Below are 20,414 nucleotides of genomic sequence, written 5' to 3' on the forward strand. Positions count from 1 at the left end.
ATCCGAAATGCCCGGATCGCGCTCGTAGGGTGAAAGCCGTGACGACCCCATCCCCTCCCTCCCCGTCCGTCGACGTGGTCCTGCCCTGCCTGGACGAGGCCGCGGCGCTGCCCTGGGTCCTCGAACGCATCCCGCCCGGCTGGCGCGCCCTCGTCGTCGACAACGGCTCCACCGACGGTTCCGCGGAGCTCGCGCGCTCCCTCGGCGCGACCGTCGTGCCCGAACCGGTACGGGGCTTCGGCGCGGCCTGCCACGCCGGGCTGCTCGCCGCCGACGCCGACATCGTCTGCTTCTGCGACTGTGACGCCTCCCTCGACCCCGCGTTGCTCGTCCCGTTCGTCGAGGAGGTACGCACCGGACGCGCCGACCTCGTCCTCGGCCGGCGCCGCCCCACCCGCCGGGGCGCCTGGCCCCCGCACGCCCGCGCCGGCAACCTCGCCCTCGCCCGTCTCCTGCGCCGCCGCACGGGTCTGCGTCTGCACGACCTCGGCCCCCTGCGCGCCGCCCGCCGCACCGAGCTGCTCTCTCTCGACCTCACCGACCGGCGCAGCGGCTACCCGCTGCAGATGGTCGTCCGCGCCGCCGACGCGGGCTGGCGCGTCACGGAGCACGACGTGCCGTACCGCCCGCGCAGCGGCGCCTCCAAGGTGACGGGCACGTGGCGGGGCACCTGGCAGGCCGTACGCGACATGAGCCGCGTCCTCGCGGAGACCACGCCGTCCGCCGCGGAAGGGCACTCCCGGTGAACCCTGGCGCCGCCGCCAGTCGGAGCGGGACCCGCTGGCCTGGTCCCCTGGCCGCGTTCCCGGACCAGCAGCCGGGGCCGGGAACGCGGCCCCACGTTCCCGGCCGCGCAGCCGCGCCCCGGTTCCCGCGTCCCCGCGTGCGAGGCCGTCCGGTACGAGCGCCGCGTCCCCGCCCACACCACCACCCCCGCCCCCGCCCCGGAAGGCCGCACCCCGTGACCACACTTCTCGTCATCGCCAAGGAACCCCGCCCCGGCCGGGTCAAGACGCGGCTCACGCCGCCGTTCACGCCCGAGGACGCCGCTGCCCTCGCGGAGGCCGCCCTGTGCGACACCCTGCGCGCGGTGGCCGCCGCGCCCGCCGAGCGGCGCGTGCTCGTGCTCGACGGGGAGCCGGGGCCCTGGCTGCCGGACGGGTTCGACGTCGTGCCGCAGAGCGATGGCGGCCTCGACGAACGGCTCGCCGACGCCTTCGCCGGGTGCGACGGGCCCGCTGTGCTCGTCGGCATGGACACCCCGCAGCTGAGCCCCGCGCTGCTCACCGTCGACTTCACCGACTGCGACGCCTGGTTCGGCCCGGCGCTCGACGGCGGATTCTGGGCCCTCGGCCTCGCCGTCCCCGACCCCGCGCTCCTGCGCGGCGTGCCCATGTCCACGGCCCGCACGGGAGCCGTGCAACGCGAACGGCTGCGCGCCGCCGGACTCCGCGTCCGCGACCTGCCGACCCTGCGGGACGTCGACACGGCCGCCGACGCCGCCGCGGTGGCCGCACTCGCCCCCGACAGCCGGTTCGCCGCCTGTCTCGCCCGGTGCACGACGCGAGCCCACGGATGAGCGCGCCACCCGCCGAGACGGCACCCTGGGCCGCGGCCGATCCCTACACCGCCGCGCTGCGCACCGGCACGGGCCCGCTGTTCCTGCGCCGTACCGACGGCTGGCTGCTGCCCCTCGACGTCGAACGCTGGTGCGCCCGCGCCGACGCCGTCGACCGGGACGTCCTGGACCGCTGCGAAGGCCCTGTCCTCGACGTGGGCTGCGGGCCCGGCCGGCTCGTCGCCGAACTCGCCGCTCGCGGCCGTACCGTCCTCGGCATCGACGTGAGCCCGACCGCCGTCGAACGCACGACACGGCTCGGCGGCCCCGCCCTGCACCGCTCCGTCTTCGACCCGCTGCCCGGCGAAGGCCGCTGGCGCACGGTCCTCCTGATGGACGGAAACGTCGGCATCGGCGGCGACCCGTACGCCCTGCTCCACCGCACGGCCCGACTCCTCGCCCCCGACGGCCTGTTGATCGCCGAGACGGCACCCGTCGACGTGGACGAACGCGCCGAGGTCGAGGTCACCGACACCCCCGGACGCGCCCCAGGGCCCCCGTTCCCCTGGGCCCGCCTCGGCACGCCCGCCCTGCTCCGGTACGCGAACGAGGCGGGCCTGCGCGCCACCGCTCAGTGGGAGGCGGGTGGCCGCAGCTTCGTCGCCCTGCGCGCCTGCACCGCCCGCACCGCCCACACCAGCGCGGACGCCGCGAACAGTGCCGCGGTGATCAGCAGCCAGCGGCCGAGGAACACGTCCGCCGAACGGCCCGTCGTCAGCGCGTAACGCCGGGCCGTCCTCCCGGTGATGAGCGGAAACCACACGAGCAGCAGCAGGCACGACAGCGCGGCCGGCACCCGCACGTAACCGACCCACGTGCGCCGGCCCGCCGCACCGAAGGCCCGCACGAGCACGCGGTCGGCGGCCGTGTAGAGCGGCAGCAGCACCAGATCGTGCAGCAGGGCCGCGCCCACGACCCACAGGGCGACACCGAACCAGTCACCGGAGAAGAGCCGCACCCCGGCGTACCCGGCCAGCGCGAACGAGCACAGCAGGAGCAGCAGGGTGAGCGGGCTGCCCAGCGGGATCCTCTGCCGGGGGATCCATTTCCTCTCGGTCACCGGGAATCACAGCCTTCCGAAGGTCAGCCGGGCCACCCATTTGGTGTTGAGCACACCGGGCGCGGCGGGAACGATGACCCGGGCCGGAGCGCCGTGGTCGGCGGACAGCGGCTCGCCGTTCACCTGGAGCGCGAGCAGTGAGCGCGGGTCGGCGACCTGGGACGCGCTCAACGCGGCGTGCCGGAACGCCCCGTGGCGCTGGAGCGACTCGACGAACACGCCCGGCGGATCGTCCTCGTGGCCCACGAGCGCCGCGAGATCCCGCAGCCGGACCCCCCGCCACCACTGGTCGGACGTCGACCAGCCCTCCACGCACGCGATGGGCAGCGCGGCACTGTGCTGCGCGAGCCGCGCGAGCGCAGCCCGGTCGAGCCGCACCGTCCCGCCCCGCCCGACCACCGTGAGCCGCCACGCCGGATCGCTCGCCTCCACCGCGTCGATCCCGGCGCGTGCGGCCGTCTTGTTGATCTGGAACCCGTTCGGTCCCGTCCCGGGATCCGCGCCGCCGTGCGGGGCGAGCAGGGCCGTACGGCGCAGCGGCCCGTCGAAGTTCTGCCCGACGGTCGTGCCGAACAGCAGCGCGGAGCCGCCGCCGACGAACCACAGCGCCCCGCGCCGGGACATCGTGGGCGGGTCCGGCGACGGCGCCACGAGCCCGGCCGGATCGTCCACCTCCTCCGTCCCCGCGCGCATGCGCCGTACGTTCCGCACGGCCGCCGGCACCTTCAGCACGGCGTGGACCACGAAGGCGGAGAAGAACACCCAGGCCCCGTAGAAGTGCAGCGGGTAGAACGAGCCCGGGAACACGTAGTCGAGCTGCACGTTCAGGACACCCGTCGCGAACTCGAACAGGCCGCCGCCGACCAGGAGCAGCAGCGACAGCCGCTCCAGGCCGTGTGCGACGGACCGGACGGGCGGGAGCGTGAAGAGCCGTGGCACTACCGACCACAGCTTCGCCAGCAGGACGGGGATCAGCGTGACGCCGAGCGTGACGTGCACGCCCTGCGTGAGCCGGTACAGCCAGTGCGGATCGGTCGGCCAGTCGAACAGGTAGAAGCCGAGGATCCCTTTGTCGGGGGTCTTGTCGTTCACCGGAGCCAGGTCCGGGTTGTACGCCGCGTACGACACGAGCCCGGTCACGAACAGCACGGTGACGCCGACGAGCAGGACGAGACCGAGCACCGAGGTGAACCGGGGGCCGCGCAGGGGGCTGCGCCAGAACGCGGGGGACGAGGGAGATCTGTCGCGCATGCCCCGACCGTAGGCCGCGACCCACCCCGCGAGGCCGCTGCGACCCATGACGAAACGCTGACGTCCGGCCCGGGAGACGACCGGCGCACCGCCGCACGGCCTAGCGTGCCGGTGTGACCCGCACCGAACCCTCCGGCCCGCCCACCGCGTTCGCCCCCGACCCCCGCCGCGACCGGCTCGACCTCGTCGCGGCCACGGCCGCGGCCCTCCTCGTGGTGGCGGCCGTGCTCGTCGGCCGGCACATCGAGGGGACGTACGGCACGCTGCACGTCGGCTGGCCGCCGCTGTACGCGAACTGGCTGCCCCACACGGGCCCCGGAACCGTCCCCGCCCTGGTGCTCGCGGGCCTCCTCGTGGCGTACGGACCCGCCCTCGCCGCCCGGCTGCCCTGGCGGATCCTGCTCCCCGGCGCCTGGGCGGCGTCCACCGCCTGGATCCTCTCCCTGGCCCTGGTCGACGGCTGGCACCGCGGCATCGCCGTACGGCTCACCACCCGTTACGAATACCTCCAGGCCGTCGACCGCTTCCACGACATCCCCGCGACCCTGCGGGACTTCACGCACCACATCCTGCTCGGCTCGCCCGACCACTGGCCCGCCCACACGGCGGGCCACCCGCCGGGCGCCACGCTCACCTTCGTGCTGCTCGACCGGATCGGGCTCCGCGGCGGCGGCTGGGCCGGCCTGTGGTGCGTCGTCATCGGCGCCACGGCCTGCGTCGCCGTCCTGATCGCCGTGCGCGCCCTCTCCGGCGAGGCCCTGGCCCGCCGCGCGGCCCCCTTCCTCGTGGCCGCTCCGGGCGCCGTCTGGATGGGCGCGTCCGCCGACGCCTACTTCGCCGCCGTCGCCGCCTGGTCCCTCGCCCTCCTCGCTCTCGCGGTCACCGGCCGCGGTATCGCCTGGGCCGCGGGCGCCGGCCTCCTCTACGGCCTCACCTGCTACCTCTCCTACGGCCTCACCCTCGTCGCCGTCATCGGCGCGGCCGTCCTGCTCCTCGGCCGGCACGAGATCCGCCGGCGCCTCGCGCTGCTCCTCCTGCTGCTCGCCGGATGCGCGGTCGTGCCGACGGTGTTCACCCTCGCCGGGTTCGACTGGTGGGAGGCGTACCGCCTGCTGGTGACGCGCTACTACCAGGGCGCGGGCGGCATCCGCCCGTACGGCTACTGGGTCTGGGCCAATCTCGCCTGCACGGTCCTGATCGTCGGCCTGGCCACGGTCGCGGGCCTGCGCCGTGCCGTGGCCGCGCTGACGGACCGCGCGGAGCCCGCCGCCGACCGCCGCCTGACCCTGCTGGTCACGGCCGCGCTCCTGGCCCTGCTGATCGCCGACCTGTCCGGCATGAGCAAGGCGGAGACGGAACGCATCTGGCTGCCGTTCTCCCTCTGGCTGCTTCCCGCCTGCGCCCTGCTCCCGCGCCCGCGCGCCTGGCTCGCCGCGCAGGTGACCCTGCCGCTGCTCGTCAACCACCTGCTCCTGACGGGGTGGTGACCTGCGCTCCGGTCCGGGAGACGTCGTCCTCCACGACGATCTCGCGGCGGAGGATCTTCCCGGTCGGCCCCTTCGGCAGGGTCGCGGCGACGCGCACGATCCGCGGGTACTTGTAGGCGGCGACCCGTTCCCTGACGTACGAGACGAGCTCCTTGGGCGTCGGGCCCGGGTCCGTCCGGAGCGTCACCACGGCCGCGACCTCCTCGCCCAGGTCCGGGTGCGGCACCCCCACGACGGCGGCCTCGACGACCTCGGGGTGGGTGTAGAGGACCTCCTCGATCTCGCGCGGGTAGACGTTGTAGCCGCCGCGGATGATCAGGTCCTTCTTGCGGTCCACGACGAAGTGGTAGCCGTCCTCGTCGACCCGGGCCAGGTCGCCGGTGAGGAACCAGCCGTCCCGGAAGGCGGCGGTGGTGGCGTCCGGGCGCCGCCAGTACCCCTTCATGACGTTCTCGCCCCGGACCGCCAGCTCACCGACCTCGCCCGGCCGGGTCACCGGCCCGTCGGGGCCGAACAGACAGAGCTCGACGCCTTCGACGGGCAGGCCGATCGAACCCGGCTTGCGCGGCCGGTCCGGCGGGTTGAAGCAGGCCACCGGCGACGTCTCCGACAGGCCGTACCCCTCCAGGACCGTGACCCCGAGTTCGCGTTCGGCGGCGTGCAGCAGTTCCACGGGGAGCGAGGCGCCGCCCGAGACGCCGAGCCTGAGCCGGGGCAGGGCCGGGCCGACGCCCGCCCGCAGCAGCGCGGTGTACATCGTGGGCACGCCGAGGAAAACGGTGACCTCGTCGCGCCGCAGCGTCTCCAGGGCCTGGTCCGGCTGGAAACGGGGGAGCAGGGACAGCGCGGCGCCCGCCGCCGTCGCCGCGTTGAGCGCGCAGGTCTGGCCGAACGCGTGGAACAGCGGGAGACCGCCGAAGAGCACGTCGTCCGGGGTCAGCCGGAGCAGGGTGCGGGACGTCGTCAGGGCGTTGGTGACCAGATTGCGGTGGGTGAGTTCGGCGCCCTTGGGGGTGCCCGTGGTGCCGGACGTGTAGAGGATCACCGCGGTGTCGTCGGGGGCCGCGTCCGCCGGAGCACCCTCCGCCGGGTCCTGCGCGCGCAGCAGTCCGTCCCAGGTCTGCAGGTCCGCGACCAGGCACGCGGCGCCGGCCCGCGCGACCGCCTCGGTGGCCTCGTCCGCGCCGGCCGGCGCCGCCACCAGGAGCCGCGCTCCGCTGTCCCGCAGCGCGAACTCCAGCTCGCCCGCCTTGAGCAGCGGATTCAGAGGCACCACCACGGCCCCGGCGTACAGGGCGCCGTAGTAGACGACCGGGAAGCGCAGGACGTTCGGCAGCGCGACCGCCACCCGGTCACCTGGGCGCAGCCCGCGCGCCCGCAGCAGCGCGGCGCACCGTGCCGCCCGGTTGTCGAGCTGCGCGTACGTGAGCGAGGCCGTGCCCTCGTGGACCGCCGTACGGTGGCCATGCGCGCAGGCGGACCGGGTGAGCAGCGCGGACAGGGAGGACCGGGAGGAGTGCGGGGCGTCAGGAGCGGTCATGCGGGTTCCTTTGCGTGAGGGCGGGAGCGGTGGGCGATCACGTCGCGGGGCGGGACGCCGCCGCGCGTCCCGTGCGGGCCCCGCGCCGTGTCGCCCCAGAACTCCGGAGGCAGAGCGGGCGGCTGATGCGGCGTCAGCCAGAGGCGCAGGGCGTCGGCGGTGGCCTCCGGGGTCGTCGCGCGGGGAGCCGCGAAAGTGAGCGTGTGCGGCACCGCGTGGTTGGCGAGCAGCAGGAGATCGCCGGGGGAGAGGTCCAGGTCCAGGCGGAGGGCCGGGGACGCGGCGGCCGCGTCGAGGAGGTCGAACAGCTCGACGTCCTCGCGGGTCAGGCGCGGCACGCCGGGCCGGGCCTGCGCCGCCTCGATGCGAGGGCGGTCGTAGCGCAGGCTGAAGCGGGGCCCCGCGCGGTGGGCGAGCGGCGCGGCGAGCGCGGGCAGTCGCGGGCCGCGATCCAGGTGATGGGTGCGGTACAGACGGTCGAGCAGCTCGGGCCGGCGCTCGAGCACGGCGTTGTGCAGCGCCGCCGAGCTGACCAGGGACGCCCGCGCGGGACGCAGACACAGCAGGGCCGTCGTGTCCGCCTCGTCGGTACGGAAGGCTCCGGGGGAGGGGGCGGCCGGACCGGCGACGGGCAGGCGGCCCAGCATGTGGCCCGTCACATCCTGCGAGACCGGTGTGCCGAGATGCCGGCCGAGCCCCCACAGCAGCTGCTCCCGCTCGGTGGGACGGAAGCCCTCCACAGGAATGCGGCGCACGACCGCGAACCCGCAGCCGTGCGCCAACTCATCGGCGATGGAAGCGTGTTCGGGGTGCCAGGCCGGGGCGGGGAACTGCTCGGCGGTCACGCGCAGCAGCGGGGTGCCCCGGGTGCGGACCGTGCGCACGGCGAGGGCGAGCTCGGCGAGCTGCCTGGGTGTCGGACAGCGCAGCCAGGCTCCGGAGGCGGCCGGCTCCGGTCCCGTCCACAGGGCGGGGCCGCGGCAGGGAACTGCGAGGGCGGCGGCTGACGAGAGGCCCACGGCCGGCTCCTTTCGAGGGGCGTCGGGGTGGTGCCACGCTAGGTCACGGTCTGCCGCATCGCTTGACCTCACGGGGCAGATCACTTATCAGTTGGGGACAGGTCCCGTGCGGAGCACCGTGCCGCGCGGCAGGACCGACATCCAGGACCGAGCCCCGGAGTGCGCGATGAAGCCCCTGGTCCGCAACGCCGCGCTGAGCAGCTACGTCGAGCTCAGCCAGTCCGTCGGCATCGACCCGCGCGCCCTCATGAAACGGGTGGGCCTCGACCCCGTGGGCCTCGCCGCCCAGGACCGCTGGGTGTCCGGCGACGCCGTCACCCGGCTCCTCGAACTCTCCGCCGCCGCCGCCCGCCGCGAGGACTTCGGACTCCTTCTCGCCGAGCGGCGCCGCTTCGCCAACCTCGGCCCCATCAGCCTCGTCCTGCGCGAGGAACCCGACGTGCGCAGCGCCCTCGCCCTCCTGGTGCGCCACGAGCGCGTGTACAACGAGATGCTCCGCAGCCGCCTCACCGAGGCCAACGGGCTCGCGACCGTGCGCGTCGGACTCGAACTCGGCGAGTTCCACGAGTCGCGCCAGGCCGTCGAGCTGGCCGTCGGTACCTTCATCGGATTCCTGCGCGAGTTCCTCGGCCCGCGCTGGCAGCCCGTCTCCGTGTGCTTCACGCACGCCGCGCCCCGCGACCTCAGCACCCACCGCCGACTCCTGGGCCCCGTCGTCGAGTTCGACCGCGAGTTCACCGGCGTCGTCCTCTACGCCGCCGAGCTCGACACCCCGAACAAGCTCTCCGACCCGCTCCTGCGCGACTACGCCCGCCAGTACTTCGAGTCCCTCGCCGTCACCACGGACACGACGGAGCGGGACCGGGTCCGCGAACTCATCGAGGTGCTGCTGCCCACCGGGCGCTGCTCTGTCGAACAGGTGGCGGGCAGTCTCGGCGTCGACCGCAGGACCGTCCACCGGCATCTCGCCACGACCGGCGAGACCTTCTCCGGACTCGTCAACGCCACCCGCACGCAACTCGCCGAGCAGCTCGTCGCCAACCCGAGCCGTTCGCTCACCGAGATCTCCGGCCTGCTCGGCTTCTCCGCCCCGAGCGCCTTCTCCCGCTGGTTCCGCGAGCAGTTCGGCACCAGCGCCCGGGACTGGCGCAGCCGGCACACGGCCGGCGGCGACCAGGCCGCCGACTGAGCCTGTCCCGAACCAGTCCCGAACCAGTCCCGGACCTGGTCCCCGCCCTGTCCCCGCCCTGTCCCGAACGGGCAAGTCTTGTGTCTCCTCGGGTGAAGCGCGGCCGGTAACCCGCTCTTAACGTGGCGGTACCGCGAGCGACACCGAAGCAGTCACCACCCGGTGTCCCCGCTCCCAGCACGCGTCGGGCCCGGCCGCGACCGTTTCCGGCGCCACCGCCCGCCGCCCCGTTCCAGGAGACTGCCATGCACTTCCTCGACGACTCCCTGCTGCCCGAGAACCAGGAGAAGCTGGTCATCCAGGCCGCTCCCTACGGCCCCGAGTGGCTGCCCGGCGACGCCGACGACCTGCCCCTGACCATGGACGAGCACGTCCAAGCCGCCGTCGACTGCTACAACGCGGGCGCCACCGTGCTCCACATCCACGTCCGCGAACTCGACGGACACGGCTCCAAGCGCATGTCCAAGTTCAACGAGCTCATCGGCCGGCTGCGCGAGGCCGTGCCCGACATGGTCCTGCAGATCGGTGGATCCATCTCCTTCGCCCCCGAGGACGAGGGCTCCGAGGCCAAGTGGCTCAGCTACGACACCCGCCACCTGCTCGCCGATCTCGACCCGCGCCCCGACCAGGTGACCATCGCCATCAACACCAGCCAGATGAACATCGTCGAGATCATGACCGACGACGACCTGGCCGGCACCTCCATCGCCAAGCCGGACTACTACCAGGCCTACCGCGACATGGTCGTCGAGGCCGGCCCCGACTTCTACCTCGAACACCTGCGGCGGCTGCGCGCGAGCGGCATCCAGCCCCACTTCCAACTCGCCACCCTGGCCCAGCTGGAGACCGTCGAACGCCTCATCCGCAGCGGCGAGTACACCGGCCCGCTCGTCCTCAACTACGTCGCGATCGGCGGCGGTTTCGCCGGCCGGCACCCCGCCGACCTCATCGAGTTCGTGCGCCGCGTCCCCGACGGAGCCGTCCTCACCATCGAGTCCTCCATGCGCGCCGTCGCCCCCATGAACGCCATCGCGATCGCCCTCGGCGTCCACGTCCGCGTCGGCAACGAGGACAACCTGTGGGCCCGCAAGGGCGAGCGCATGAGCTCCGTGCGCCAGGTCGAGCAGATGGCGCAGATCGCGCACACCCTCGGCCGCGACGTCGCCACCGGCGCCGAGGCCAAGGAGATCTACCACATCGGCGAGTACTACACCGACACCGACGAGACCCTCGCCCGGCTCGGCATGGTCCCCAACCGGCGCCCCGGACAGCGCGGCTTCATGCTCCGCGACACCCCCCGCTGACCCGCCGGACCCCAGGGAGAACCCCATGGCACACGCCATCCGCTTCCACGAGACCGGCAGCCCCGAGGTCCTGCGCCTCGAAAGCGTCACGGTCGGCGACCCCGGCCCCGGCCAGGTCCGCGTCCGGCACGAGGCCGTCGGCCTCAACTTCGCCGACACGTACTTCCGTACGGGCCTGTACCCGGCCCCGCTCCCCGCGGGCCTCGGCGTCGAGGGAGCCGGCGTCGTCGAAGCCGTAGGCCCCGGCGTCACCCACCTGAACGCCGGCGACCGCGTCACCTACACCGGCAGCCCGCTCGGTGCCTACAGCACCGCCCGCGTCATGGACGCCGCACCCCTGATCAAGCTGCCCGACGGCATCGACTGCGAGACCGCCGCCGCCATGACGATGCGCGGCCTCACCGCCGCCTACCTGCTGCGCCGCATCCACCCCCTCAAGCCGGGTGACACCATCCTGCTGCACGCCGCGGCCGGCGGCGTCGGCCTCATCGTCTGCCAGTGGGCCAAACTCCTCGGCCTCACCGTCATCGGCACCGTCTCCACCGAGGAGAAGGCCGCCCTCGCCCGCGCCCACGGCTGCGACCACACCGTCCTGTACCGCAAGGAGGACGTCGCCGCCCGCGTCCGCGAACTCACCGGCGGCGAAGGCGTCCCGCTCGTCCTCGACAGCATCGGCAAGGACACCGTCGCCGGATCCATGGCCTCCCTGCGCCGCCGCGGACTCCTCGTCTGCTTCGGCACCGCCTCCGGCGTCCCGCCCCTGGACGCCATGCAACTCGCGATCCACGGCTCCCTGTTCGTGACCCGCCCGGCCCTCGCCGACTACATCGCCGACCCCGCCGAACGCGACGCGCTCGCCGGCGAGCTCTTCGCCCACGTCCGCAGCGGCCGGATCCGCATCCGTATCGACCAGCGCTATTCCCTGACGGACGCGGTGGCCGCCCACCGCGCCCTGGAGTCCGGTCTCACCACCGGCTCCTCCGTCCTGATCCCCTGAGGAGCGCGCACATGACGCAGACGCCCACCGCCGTCCGCACCCGGATCGAAGCGGAGCCCCTGACCTGCACCCTCGGCGCCCAACTGCACGGCGTCCAGCTCGCCGACGCCGTCCACGACGACGCCCTGTTCGCCGAGATCAGGCAGCTCCTGCTCCGCCACAAGGTGCTGTTCCTGCGCGACCAGAACCTCAGCCGCGCCGACCACGTCGCCTTCGCCTCCCGCCTCGGCCCCCTGGAGGACCACCCCGTCCTCGGCAGCGACCCCGAGCACCCCGGACTCGTCCGCATCTACAAGGACCTCGACAGCAAGCCCGAGCACTACGAGAACGCGCTGCACTGCGACGCCACCTGGCGCGAACGCCCGCCCATGGGCGCCGTCCTGCGCTGCGTCGAGACCCCCGAGGTCGGCGGCGACACCATCTGGGTCGACATGGCCGAGGCCTACCGCCGCCTCCCCGAGCACATCCGCACCCAGATCGCCGGCCTGCGCGCCCGGCACAGCATCGAGGCCAGCTTCGGCGCCGCGCTGCCTCCGGAGGAACGTCACCGACTCAAGGAGCGCTATCCCGACCCGGAACACCCGGTCGTGCGCACCCACCCCGAGACCGGCGAGAAGATCCTCTTCGTCAACGCCTTCACCACCCACTTCGTCAACCACCACACCCCCGACAACGTCCGCTTCGGCCAGGACCACGCCCCCGGCGCCAACCTCCTGATGAACTACCTCATCAGCCAGGCCGCCGTCCCCGAGTACCAGGTCCGCTGGCGCTGGACCGCGAACAGCGTCGCCATCTGGGACAACCGCTCCACCCAGCACTACGCGGTCCAGGACTACTGGCCCGCCGTCCGCAAGATGGAGCGCGCGGGGATCGCCGGTGACCGGCCCGAGTGAGCGGACGACCCGCGGCTACGCGTGGGTCGTGTTCGGCCTCAGCTTCGGCCTGCTGCTCTCCGACTACATGTCGCGGCAGGTCCTCAACGCGGTGTTCCCGCTGCTGAAGGCCGAGTGGATGCTCTCCGACGCCCAACTGGGCTCGCTGAGCGGGATCGTCGCCCTCATGGTCGGCGTGCTCACCTTCCCCCTCTCCCTGCTCGCCGACCGCTGGGGCCGCGTCCGCAGCCTCGTCCTCGCCGCCGTCGTGTGGAGCCTCGCGACCATCGGCTGCGCCGTCGCCGCGAGCTTCGGCCAGATGTTCCTCGGCCGGTTCATGGTCGGCGTCGGCGAGGCCGCGTACGGCAGCGTCGGGGTCGCCGTGGTCATCAGCGTGTTCCCCGCGACCCTGCGGGCCACCCTGTCCGGCGCGTTCATCGCCGGCGGCGCCTTCGGCTCCGTCCTCGGCGTCTCCGTCGGCGGTGTCGTCGCCCAACACCTGGGCTGGCGCTGGACGTTCGCCGTCATGGGCCTGTTCGGCCTCGTCCTCGCCGCGGTCTACAGCGTGGTCGTCACCGAACGCCGCCTGGCCCGCGCCACCGTGGACATGGGCTCCGCACCGGGCGCCGGGGGGCCGGTGCGGGCCCTGCTGCCCCGCCTCTTCTCCTCCGTGTCCGTACGGTGCGCCTACGTCGGCAGCGGACTGCAGATGTTCCTGGCCATGTCCCTGCTCGCCTGGATGCCCAGCTACCTCGACCGCTCCTACGGCCTGTCCACCGACAAGGCCGGACTTGTCGCCGGCGTCTTCGCCCTCGTCACCGGCGTCGGCATGATCGGCGGCGGCCTCGTCAGCGACCGGCTCGGCCGCCGCGACACCCACCACAAGTGGACCCTCGCGATCCTGTGCAGCACCGGATCCCTGATCCTGCTCGCCGCCGGTTTCCAACTCCCCACCGGCATCGGACAGCTGCTGCTCATCGGTGCCGGGACCCTGCTCTCCAACGCCACCGCGGGACCGGCCGCCGCCATGGTGGTGAGCCTGACCCCGCCCGCCGTCGTCGCCACCTCCATGGCCACCCTCACCCTCGCCAACAGCCTCCTCGGCCTGGCACCGGGCCCCGCCGTCACCGGCATGCTGGCCGACCGCATCGGACTGCACGCCGCCCTCGGTGCGATCCCGCTCGTCTCCCTCGTCGCCGCCGGCGCCTTCGCCCTCGGCCGCCGCCACTACGCCGCGGACCTCCTCCCGGCCGCCCCGGCCGCACCCCGCACGAAGACGGAGCTCCCCACATGACCCCCGATCCGACGACCGCTCCTACAGTCGTGTTCGTCCCCGGACTGCGCGACCACGTCCCCGACCACTGGCAGACCCGCCTCGCCGTCAGGCTCCCCGGATCCGTCACCGTCCCCCCGCTCACCGAGGCGCGACTCAGCCGCGCCGCCCAGGTCGACGCCCTCGACGCGGCGCTCACCTCGGTCGCCGGGCCCGTCGTCCTCGTCGCCCACAGCGCCGGCGTCCACACCACCGTCCACTGGGCGCTCACCCACGAGCGCCCGGTCCTGGGCGCCCTGCTCGCCACCCCGCCCGACTTCGACACCCCGCTCCCCGAAGGACACCCTGACCCGGCGACTCTGCGCGCCCACGGCTGGCTGCCCGTCGCCCGCGCCCGGCTGCCCTTCCCCAGCATCGTCGCCGCCAGCACGAACGACCCCCTCGCCCGCCCCGAGAAGGTCGCCGCGCTGGCCGTCGACTGGGGCAGCCGCCTCGTCGACATCGGCCCCGTCGGCCACCTCAACCCGGCCTCGGGCCACGGGGAATGGCCGCAGGCCCTGCGCCTCCTGGAGGAACTCGGCTGCCGCACGCACACCCTGAGGGAGGCCGTGAAGTGAGCGTCCCCGCCTCGAACATCGCCGACTTCCAGGCCTGGCTGCACCGCGAACGCGGCCTCGTCCACGCCGACTACGCCGCCCTGTGGCGCTGGAGCACCGACGACCTGCCCGGCTTCTGGTCCGCCGTGTGGGAGTTCTACGGCCTCGACCGCGTCAGCTCGTACCAGGAGGTCCTCGCCGACGCGACCATGCCCGGCGCCTCCTGGTTCACCGGCGCCCACCTCAACTTCGCCCGGCAGTGCCTGACCCGCGCCGACGCCACCCGGCCCGCCGTCATCGCCGTCTCCGAGACCGGCGCACCCGAACACATCCCCTGGGAGCGGCTGCGCGCCGAGGTCGCGGGCGTCGCCGCCGGGCTGCGCGACCTCGGCGTCGGCCCCGGCGACCGCGTCGCCGGCTACCTGCCGAACGTGCCGCAGGCCGTCGTCGCACTCCTCGCCACCGCCGCCGTCGGCGCCACCTGGACCGTCTGCTCCCCGGACTTCGGCACCGCCGGCGTCCTCGACCGGCTCCGGCAGGCCGCACCGAAGGTCCTCTTCTCGGCGGACGGCTACCGCCACGGCGGCAAGGAGTACGACCGGCGCCCCCAGACAGCCGAACTCCTCGCGGGACTGCCCACCGTCCGCCACCTTGTCGCCGTCGACCGCCTGTACGCGTCCGCGGCGGGTCCTGCCTGGTCGGACCGGCCGGACGTGACCCAGCACGACTGGTCCGCGCTCGCCGGCCGCGACGCCCCGCTCGTCTTCGCCGACGTCCCCTTCGACCACCCGCTGTGGATCCTCTGGTCCTCCGGCACCACCGGCGTCCCCAAAGGCATCGTCCACGGCCACGGCGGCATCGTCGTCGAACTGCTCAAGGCGCTCGGCCTCGGCGTCGGCCTGCGCCCCGAGGACCGCTACCTCTTCCACACCTCCACCAGCTGGATGGTCTGGAACTTCATGGTCGCGGGTCTCCTGCACGGCAGCACGATCGTCCTCTACGACGGCAGCCCCACCCACCCCGACATCGACGGGGTCTGGCGCATCGCCGAACGCACCGGCGCCACCGTCGTCGGCGTCGGGGCCGCCTATCTGATGGCGGGCGAGAAGGCGGGCGCCCGTCCGGCCCGCGACCTCGGGCTCGGCGCGCTGCGCACCGTCCTGCAGACCGGCTCGGCCATGCCCGACAGCACCTGGCACTGGGTCCGGGAGCAGTTCGCGCCCGGTGCCCGGCTCCAGTCGATCTGTGGCGGCACCGACATCTGCTCGGTCCTCGCCGGCGACTCGGACCTGCTGCCCGAACACACCGGGCGGCTCTCCGGACCGGCCCTGGGCGTCGCCCTCGACGCCTGGGACCCGGACGGCCGGCCCGTCGTGGGCGAGCAGGGCGAACTCGTCGTCACCGCACCGCTGCCCTCGATGCCGCTCCACTTCCTCGGCGACACGGACCATCAGCGCTACCGAGCCGGCTACTTCGACGTGTATCCGGGCGTGTGGCGGCACGGCGACTGGATCACCCTGCACCCCGACCTGTCCGTCGAGGTCGCGGGACGCTCCGACGCCACCCTCAACCGCATGGGCGTGCGCATGGGCTCCGCCGACCTGTACGCGGTCGTCGAGCGGCTGCCGCGCGTCGCCGACAGCCTCGTCATCGGCGCCGAACTGCCGGACGGCGGCTATGCGATGCCGCTGTTCGTCGTGCCCGCGCCGGGGGAGCGCTTCGACGACAGCCTCCGCGCGGAGATCGTCGCGGCGATCCGGCAGAACCTGTCGCCCCGGCACGTCCCCGACGTGATCGTCCCCGTCGAGGCCGTGCCCCGCACCCTCACCGGCAAGAAGCTGGAGGTGCCCGTCAAACGCATCCTTCAGGGGGCCCGCGCCGCCGACGTCGTCGCCGAGGGCACGGTGACCCGCCCCGACCTGCTGCCCTGGTTCGCGGAGTTCGCCGCGCGGTCCGGCTACGGAACCCGCGCCACGCCCACGTAGAAGCCGCTCAGCTCCTCGGCCGGCGCGGGCTCCGACCGGTACCACTTCGTCGCCGTCACCAGGCCGGGCTCGACGAGCTCCAGGCCCTCGAAGAACGGCTCGACCTCGGCGCGGGTCCGCATCCGCAGCGGGATCTCGCCCTTGCGGTACGTGTTCTTCACCGAACTCGCCAGGTGCGGGTGCTCGTCCGTGGTGCCGTGGGAGAGGACCAGGTAGCTGCCGGAGGGGAGGGCGTCGACGAGCTTGCGCGTCAGGCCGTACGGGTCCTCGTCGTCCGTGATGAAGTGCATCAGCGCGATCATCGACAGGGCGATCGGCCGCTCGAAGTCGAGGAACGTACGGGCGTGCGCGAGGATGCCCTCCGGGTCACGGACATCGGCCTCGATGTAGTCCGTGGCCCCCTCACGACTGCTCACCAGGAGCGCCTCCGCGTGCCGCAGCACGATCGGGTCGTTGTCCGTGTACGCGACCCGGGCCGACGGCACGATCTTCTGCACGATCTGGTGCAGGTTCGGTTTCGTCGGGATGCCCGTGCCGATGTCGAGGAACTGGTCGATGCCGCTCTCGGCGAGCCAGGCGGCGGCGCGGTGCATGAAGGCGCGGTTGCGCATCGCGTTGTGCCGCGCCTCGGGCGGCAGCTTCTCGGCCACCTCCTGGTCGACCGGATAGTTGTCCTTGCCGCCCAGGAGCCAGTCGTAGACACGCGCCGGATGCGGCTTGCTCGTGTCGATACGGCTCGGCGAAGACGGTGCCGTCATGTCGGACTCCAGCGTGTACTCGGACGGTGAAGGACCCGGCGATTATGTCATTGGCCAGGCCCTTGCGCAGAGTTGTCACCGGCCGTCCGACCGGCCGGTGACAACTCCCCGCCCGCTCAGCCCACGTGGACGCGCGGGCGCAGCTCGCGGTCCGGCTCCGCCTCGCGCAGCACCTCACGGGTGACGGGGGCGATCTCGCCCTGGCCGAAGAGGAAGAAGCGCAGGAAGTTGGCGAAGGGGTTGCCCTCGGTCCACTCGAAGTAGATGTGGGGGCGGACGCCGGTGAGGTCGCGGGCGTGCAGGAGGAGCGCGGCGAGGCCGTTGGGGACGGAGGAGGCCTCGACGGTCAGGACCCGGAAGCGGTTGTGGAGGACCTCGCCGCGGACGGTGAGGCCGGCCTCGAACTCGGACGGGTCGGTGATGGTGACCTCGACGAAGACGAAGTCCTCGGCGCCGGGGATGTCGTTGTCGGCGCGGATCTGGTCCTTCTTCGCCCGGTACTCGTCGGCGTCGCGGTTGTCCGGCTCGTTCGCGATGAAGCGCGGCGTGCGCTTGCAGATGTCGCGGATGAAACGCTCGGCCGTTGCGTCGAGCTCGACATGGGTGACGCGCAGCTCGAAGGCGCGGCCGAGGCGGGAGAGCAGGGAGATGAGGATGATGCCGGCGATGAAGCAGGCGCCGATCTTCACGCCGTCCGGGCGCTCGATGATGTTGACGACGGTGGTGTAGAGGAAGACCAGGGCGATGACGCCGAAGCCGATGGTCCAGCCGCGCTGGCCCGCCTTGTTCGCGGCGATGGTGACGGCGATGGCGGCGGAGCAGATGAGGACGAGGACGCCGGTGGCGTAGGCGCCGCCCTGGGCGTCGACGTTGGCGTCGAAGAGCCAGGTGACGAGGAACGCGACGAGGATGAAGACGATGACCATGGGGCGCACCGCGCGCGCCCAGTGGGGGGCCATGCCGTACTTGGGCAGGTAGCGGGGCATCAGGTTGAGCAGGCCCGCCATCGCGGAGGCGCCGGCGAACCACAGGATGAGGATCGTCGAGATGTCGTAGACGGTGCCGAAGGAGTTGCCCAGGTACTCGTGGGCGAGGTAGGCGAGGGCGCGGCCGTTGGCCTTGCCGCCGGCCTCGAACTCGTCCTGCGGGATCAGGACCGTCGTGATGAAGCTCGTGCAGATCAGGAAGACGCTCATGATGAGCGCGGCCGTGGTGAGGAGCTTCTTGGTGTCACGGATGCGGCCGGCGGGGTTCGCCTCGGTGTCCGTGTCCGCGCCCTTCACGTGGGGCATGACGGCGACGCCGGTCTCGAAGCCGGACAGGCCGAGGGCGAGTTTGGGGAAGACGACCAGGGCGACGCCGATCATCACGAAGATGTTGCCGTGCTCCTGGGTGAGGGCGGCGGTCCAGTCGGTGACGACGTGTTCCTCGGTGACGACGTGCCACAGGCCGGTGACGACCACGACGACGTTGAGCGCGAGGTAGATCCCGACGAGGGCGGCGGCGACACCGATCGCTTCGAGGAAGCCCTTGAGGAACACCGCGCCGAGGAGCGCGATGAGGATCATCGTGATCAGCACCTGCTTGTCCTGCAGGGCTGATTCCAGATGCGGGTTCTCCACCAAGTGGGTGGAGGCGTCGGCCGCCGACAGCGTGATGGTGATGAGGAAGTCCGTCGCGGCGAAGCCGAGCAGCGTCAGGACGAACAGCTTGCCCTTCCAGAACGACAGCAGTCGCGACAGCATCGCGATCGAGCCCTCGCCGTGCGGGCTCTCCTCGGCGACGCGTCGGTAGACGGGCAGCGCGCCCGCCAGCGTCACGATCACGAGGACGATCGTGGCGACGGGGGAGAGGAGTCCGGCGGCGAGCGCGGCGATGCCGGGCTGGTAGCCGAGGGTCGAGAAGTAGTCGACGCCGGTCAGGCACATGACGCGGTACCAGGGCTGGCCCCGGTGCTCGGTGCCGGCGTCGGGCTTGGGCACGGACGGCCGGCCCTTGCCCATGTCCGACAGGCCCTCCAGCATCCACGCGCGCAGTCGCCCGCCGCGCGCGGTGTCGGTCGTGGACATGGATGCTCCTGGGGCTGCGGGAAAAGGGGGACGGACCACCGCGCGGACACCCGCACTGACGGTCGAGTCAGCGTAAGCAGCCCCGACCGGTCCGTCCCCGCTCCAGGCGTCAGGGAAGCGTCAAGATCCCCCAGAGGGACGTCGTGTGCCTCACACTCGTACCCTCTCTCCTGGTAGGCACCCCGTCACCGGCCGTGCCGGCCCCCTCCTGCGAAGGCGGTGAAATGCGCCGGCGGATGGTCCAGGGGCAGGTCGGGGTGCCACGCGGTGAGGATCTGCGCCGAGCACTCGAACAGGCCGTGCGGCAGCGCGTCGAGCGGCCACCAGGACCAGTTCCCGACGCTCTCACCGGGCCGCGTCCGCGGCGCGCCCCGCCAGGCCGTCACGACGGCGCCGACGGTGACCCGTACGACGTCCTCGACCCGGTCGACGAGGGTGCCGAGCAGTTCGACGTCCGCCGCGTCGGCCACCAGACCGGTCTCCTCGCGGAGCTCACGCACCGCCGCCCCGGCGAAGGACTCGCCCGGCTCGACGGTGCCGCCGGGCAGTTCGAGCGTGCCGCGCCGGTGTCGGCCGAGCAGCAGCCCCGCCTCGCCGAGCACGATCGTGCCCACGCCGACCGCCGCGTGCGGCACGGGCGCGTGGCGGCCGCGCGGGCGGCTGGAGATCCGCCCCTCCCCGGAGGACAGGCGGCGGGCCCGGATCAGCGTGCAGACCACGGGATTGTCCGGATCGGGCGAGCTCAGGAGACCGGTCTCCTCCAGGCCGAATCCGTACGCGGACAGCAGGCTCTCCCACGCCTCACCGGTCAGCACCCAGGTGTTCAGCGGCAACGGCGTCATGCCGACGACCCCGAGCATCTCCTCGCGCGGGGCCACGGTCGCCGACGGGCCCACACCGTGGACATTGGTGTGCAGGACGGAGAAGACGAACGGGGCGCCCGGCGCGAGCGCGTCGCGCAGTGTGGGCAGGACGCGGTGCGGATCGATCCCGGCCAGCGTGCAGACCGCGTACGCCCCGTCGTACGGCTGCTCGGTGCGGCGCAGATGCTCGACGACGTCGCCGTGGACGAAGGAGACTCCGGGCACCTCACCGAAGTGCGTGACGGCCCGCTCGTGCTGGGTCGGCGACAGTTCGACGGCGTCGATCCGGGCGCCGTGGGTCCGCGCCAGGTGCACGGCGTAGTGGCCGGCCCCGGAGCCGATGTCGACGAGGCGGCGCCCGGCGAGCGGTCCGAGGACCTCGTCGCCGGGCCCCACCCCGTCCCAGAAGCCCCAGCGCATCCGGTCCGGCAGCGGGGGCATGTACTTCCGGCCGATCTGGTGGCGGCCGTACGCGGTCCAGGCCTCGGCGTTCGAGGTGTGCGGGGACGGGGTGTGCGGGGACACGGAGCCTC

Annotated in this window: 17 protein-coding genes; 11 read left to right on the forward strand and 6 right to left on the reverse strand. The window is 73.2% G+C overall.

Annotation, left to right across the window (positions count from 1 at the left end; genetic code table 11):
• Window positions 1-29: 29 nt before the first annotated feature.
• From ACZ4E1_RS12910 to ACZ4E1_RS12920, 3 genes are all read left to right on the forward strand, one after another.
• Complete coding sequence (locus ACZ4E1_RS12910) at window positions 30-746, forward strand: glycosyltransferase family 2 protein (RefSeq protein WP_467538643.1); 717 nt, start codon at window positions 30-32, stop codon at window positions 744-746.
• A gap of 215 nt (window positions 747-961) precedes the next feature.
• Window positions 962-1,579: a TIGR04282 family arsenosugar biosynthesis glycosyltransferase gene (locus tag ACZ4E1_RS12915; RefSeq protein WP_467538645.1), complete on the forward strand. Its 618-nt coding sequence runs from the start codon at window positions 962-964 to the stop codon at window positions 1,577-1,579.
• The gene (locus ACZ4E1_RS12920) at window positions 1,576-2,343 is read left to right on the forward strand and encodes a class I SAM-dependent methyltransferase (protein WP_467538647.1); all 768 of its coding nucleotides are present in this window, start codon (window positions 1,576-1,578) and stop codon (window positions 2,341-2,343) included. The genes ACZ4E1_RS12915 and ACZ4E1_RS12920 overlap by 4 nt, the downstream gene beginning before the upstream one ends.
• 341 nt (window positions 2,344-2,684) lie before the next feature.
• Here the strand turns inward: ACZ4E1_RS12920 and ACZ4E1_RS12925 are convergent, their stop codons facing one another.
• Window positions 2,685-3,929 (reverse strand): molybdopterin-dependent oxidoreductase, encoded by a 1,245-nt coding sequence (locus tag ACZ4E1_RS12925; protein ID WP_467538650.1) that lies wholly within the window; start codon window positions 3,927-3,929, stop codon window positions 2,685-2,687.
• A 113-nt stretch (window positions 3,930-4,042) separates the two neighbouring features.
• Between ACZ4E1_RS12925 and ACZ4E1_RS12930 the strand changes: the two genes are divergently transcribed.
• Window positions 4,043-5,416, forward strand: a complete 1,374-nt coding sequence (locus ACZ4E1_RS12930) for a hypothetical protein (protein WP_467538651.1) — start codon at window positions 4,043-4,045, stop codon at window positions 5,414-5,416.
• On the opposite strand, the gene ACZ4E1_RS12935 is transcribed toward ACZ4E1_RS12930, so the two are convergent.
• Complete coding sequence (locus ACZ4E1_RS12935; protein ID WP_467538653.1) at window positions 5,388-6,956, reverse strand: long-chain-fatty-acid--CoA ligase; 1,569 nt, start codon at window positions 6,954-6,956, stop codon at window positions 5,388-5,390. The two genes, ACZ4E1_RS12930 and ACZ4E1_RS12935, sit on opposite strands and share 29 nt — an antisense overlap.
• The gene (locus ACZ4E1_RS12940; RefSeq protein ID WP_467538655.1) at window positions 6,953-7,975 is read right to left on the reverse strand and encodes a TauD/TfdA family dioxygenase; all 1,023 of its coding nucleotides are present in this window, start codon (window positions 7,973-7,975) and stop codon (window positions 6,953-6,955) included. Before ACZ4E1_RS12940 ends, ACZ4E1_RS12935 begins: the two co-directional genes overlap by 4 nt.
• 106 nt (window positions 7,976-8,081) lie before the next feature.
• On the opposite strand from ACZ4E1_RS12940, the gene ACZ4E1_RS12945 reads away from it, so the two are divergent.
• The 7 genes from ACZ4E1_RS12945 (at window position 8,082) to ACZ4E1_RS12975 (ending at window position 16,191) form a co-directional block, all read left to right on the forward strand.
• Window positions 8,082-9,164: an AraC family transcriptional regulator gene (locus ACZ4E1_RS12945; protein ID WP_467538657.1), complete on the forward strand. Its 1,083-nt coding sequence runs from the start codon at window positions 8,082-8,084 to the stop codon at window positions 9,162-9,164.
• A 245-nt stretch (window positions 9,165-9,409) separates the two neighbouring features.
• Window positions 9,410-10,468, forward strand: a complete 1,059-nt coding sequence (locus ACZ4E1_RS12950) for a beta-keto acid cleavage family enzyme (protein ID WP_467538658.1) — start codon at window positions 9,410-9,412, stop codon at window positions 10,466-10,468.
• Window positions 10,469-10,493: 25 nt separating this feature from the next.
• Complete coding sequence (locus tag ACZ4E1_RS12955) at window positions 10,494-11,465, forward strand: quinone oxidoreductase family protein (protein WP_467538663.1); 972 nt, start codon at window positions 10,494-10,496, stop codon at window positions 11,463-11,465.
• A gap of 11 nt (window positions 11,466-11,476) precedes the next feature.
• The gene (locus ACZ4E1_RS12960; RefSeq protein ID WP_467538665.1) at window positions 11,477-12,358 is read left to right on the forward strand and encodes a TauD/TfdA dioxygenase family protein; all 882 of its coding nucleotides are present in this window, start codon (window positions 11,477-11,479) and stop codon (window positions 12,356-12,358) included.
• A complete protein-coding gene (locus ACZ4E1_RS12965) occupies window positions 12,342-13,631 on the forward strand; it encodes an MFS transporter (protein ID WP_467538667.1) in 1,290 nt (429 codons plus the stop codon). The genes ACZ4E1_RS12960 and ACZ4E1_RS12965 overlap by 17 nt, the downstream gene beginning before the upstream one ends.
• Window positions 13,628-14,227 carry an RBBP9/YdeN family alpha/beta hydrolase gene (locus ACZ4E1_RS12970; RefSeq protein ID WP_467538669.1) on the forward strand — a complete coding sequence of 200 codons (600 nt, stop codon included), beginning with the start codon at window positions 13,628-13,630 and terminating at the stop codon, window positions 14,225-14,227. Before ACZ4E1_RS12965 ends, ACZ4E1_RS12970 begins: the two co-directional genes overlap by 4 nt.
• Window positions 14,224-16,191 carry an acetoacetate--CoA ligase gene (locus ACZ4E1_RS12975; RefSeq protein WP_467538671.1) on the forward strand — a complete coding sequence of 656 codons (1,968 nt, stop codon included), beginning with the start codon at window positions 14,224-14,226 and terminating at the stop codon, window positions 16,189-16,191. The genes ACZ4E1_RS12970 and ACZ4E1_RS12975 overlap by 4 nt, the downstream gene beginning before the upstream one ends.
• On the opposite strand, the gene ACZ4E1_RS12980 is transcribed toward ACZ4E1_RS12975, so the two are convergent.
• The 3 genes from ACZ4E1_RS12980 to ACZ4E1_RS12990 all read right to left on the reverse strand — a co-directional run bounded on the left by ACZ4E1_RS12980 (window position 16,164) and on the right by ACZ4E1_RS12990 (window position 20,406).
• Window positions 16,164-16,949, reverse strand: coding sequence for an SAM-dependent methyltransferase (locus ACZ4E1_RS12980; RefSeq protein ID WP_467538673.1), 786 nt, complete (start codon window positions 16,947-16,949; stop codon window positions 16,164-16,166). The two genes, ACZ4E1_RS12975 and ACZ4E1_RS12980, sit on opposite strands and share 28 nt — an antisense overlap.
• A 116-nt stretch (window positions 16,950-17,065) precedes the next feature.
• On the reverse strand, window positions 17,066-19,018 hold the full coding sequence (locus ACZ4E1_RS12985; protein WP_467538676.1) for an APC family permease: 1,953 nt from the start codon (window positions 19,016-19,018) through the stop codon (window positions 17,066-17,068).
• 185 nt (window positions 19,019-19,203) lie between these two features.
• Window positions 19,204-20,406, reverse strand: coding sequence for a bifunctional class I SAM-dependent methyltransferase/NUDIX hydrolase (locus tag ACZ4E1_RS12990; protein ID WP_467538679.1), 1,203 nt, complete (start codon window positions 20,404-20,406; stop codon window positions 19,204-19,206).
• Between the last annotated feature and the right edge of the window lie 8 nt (window positions 20,407-20,414).

The sequence above is a fragment of the Streptomyces sp. NPDC025806 genome (assembly GCF_055558275.1).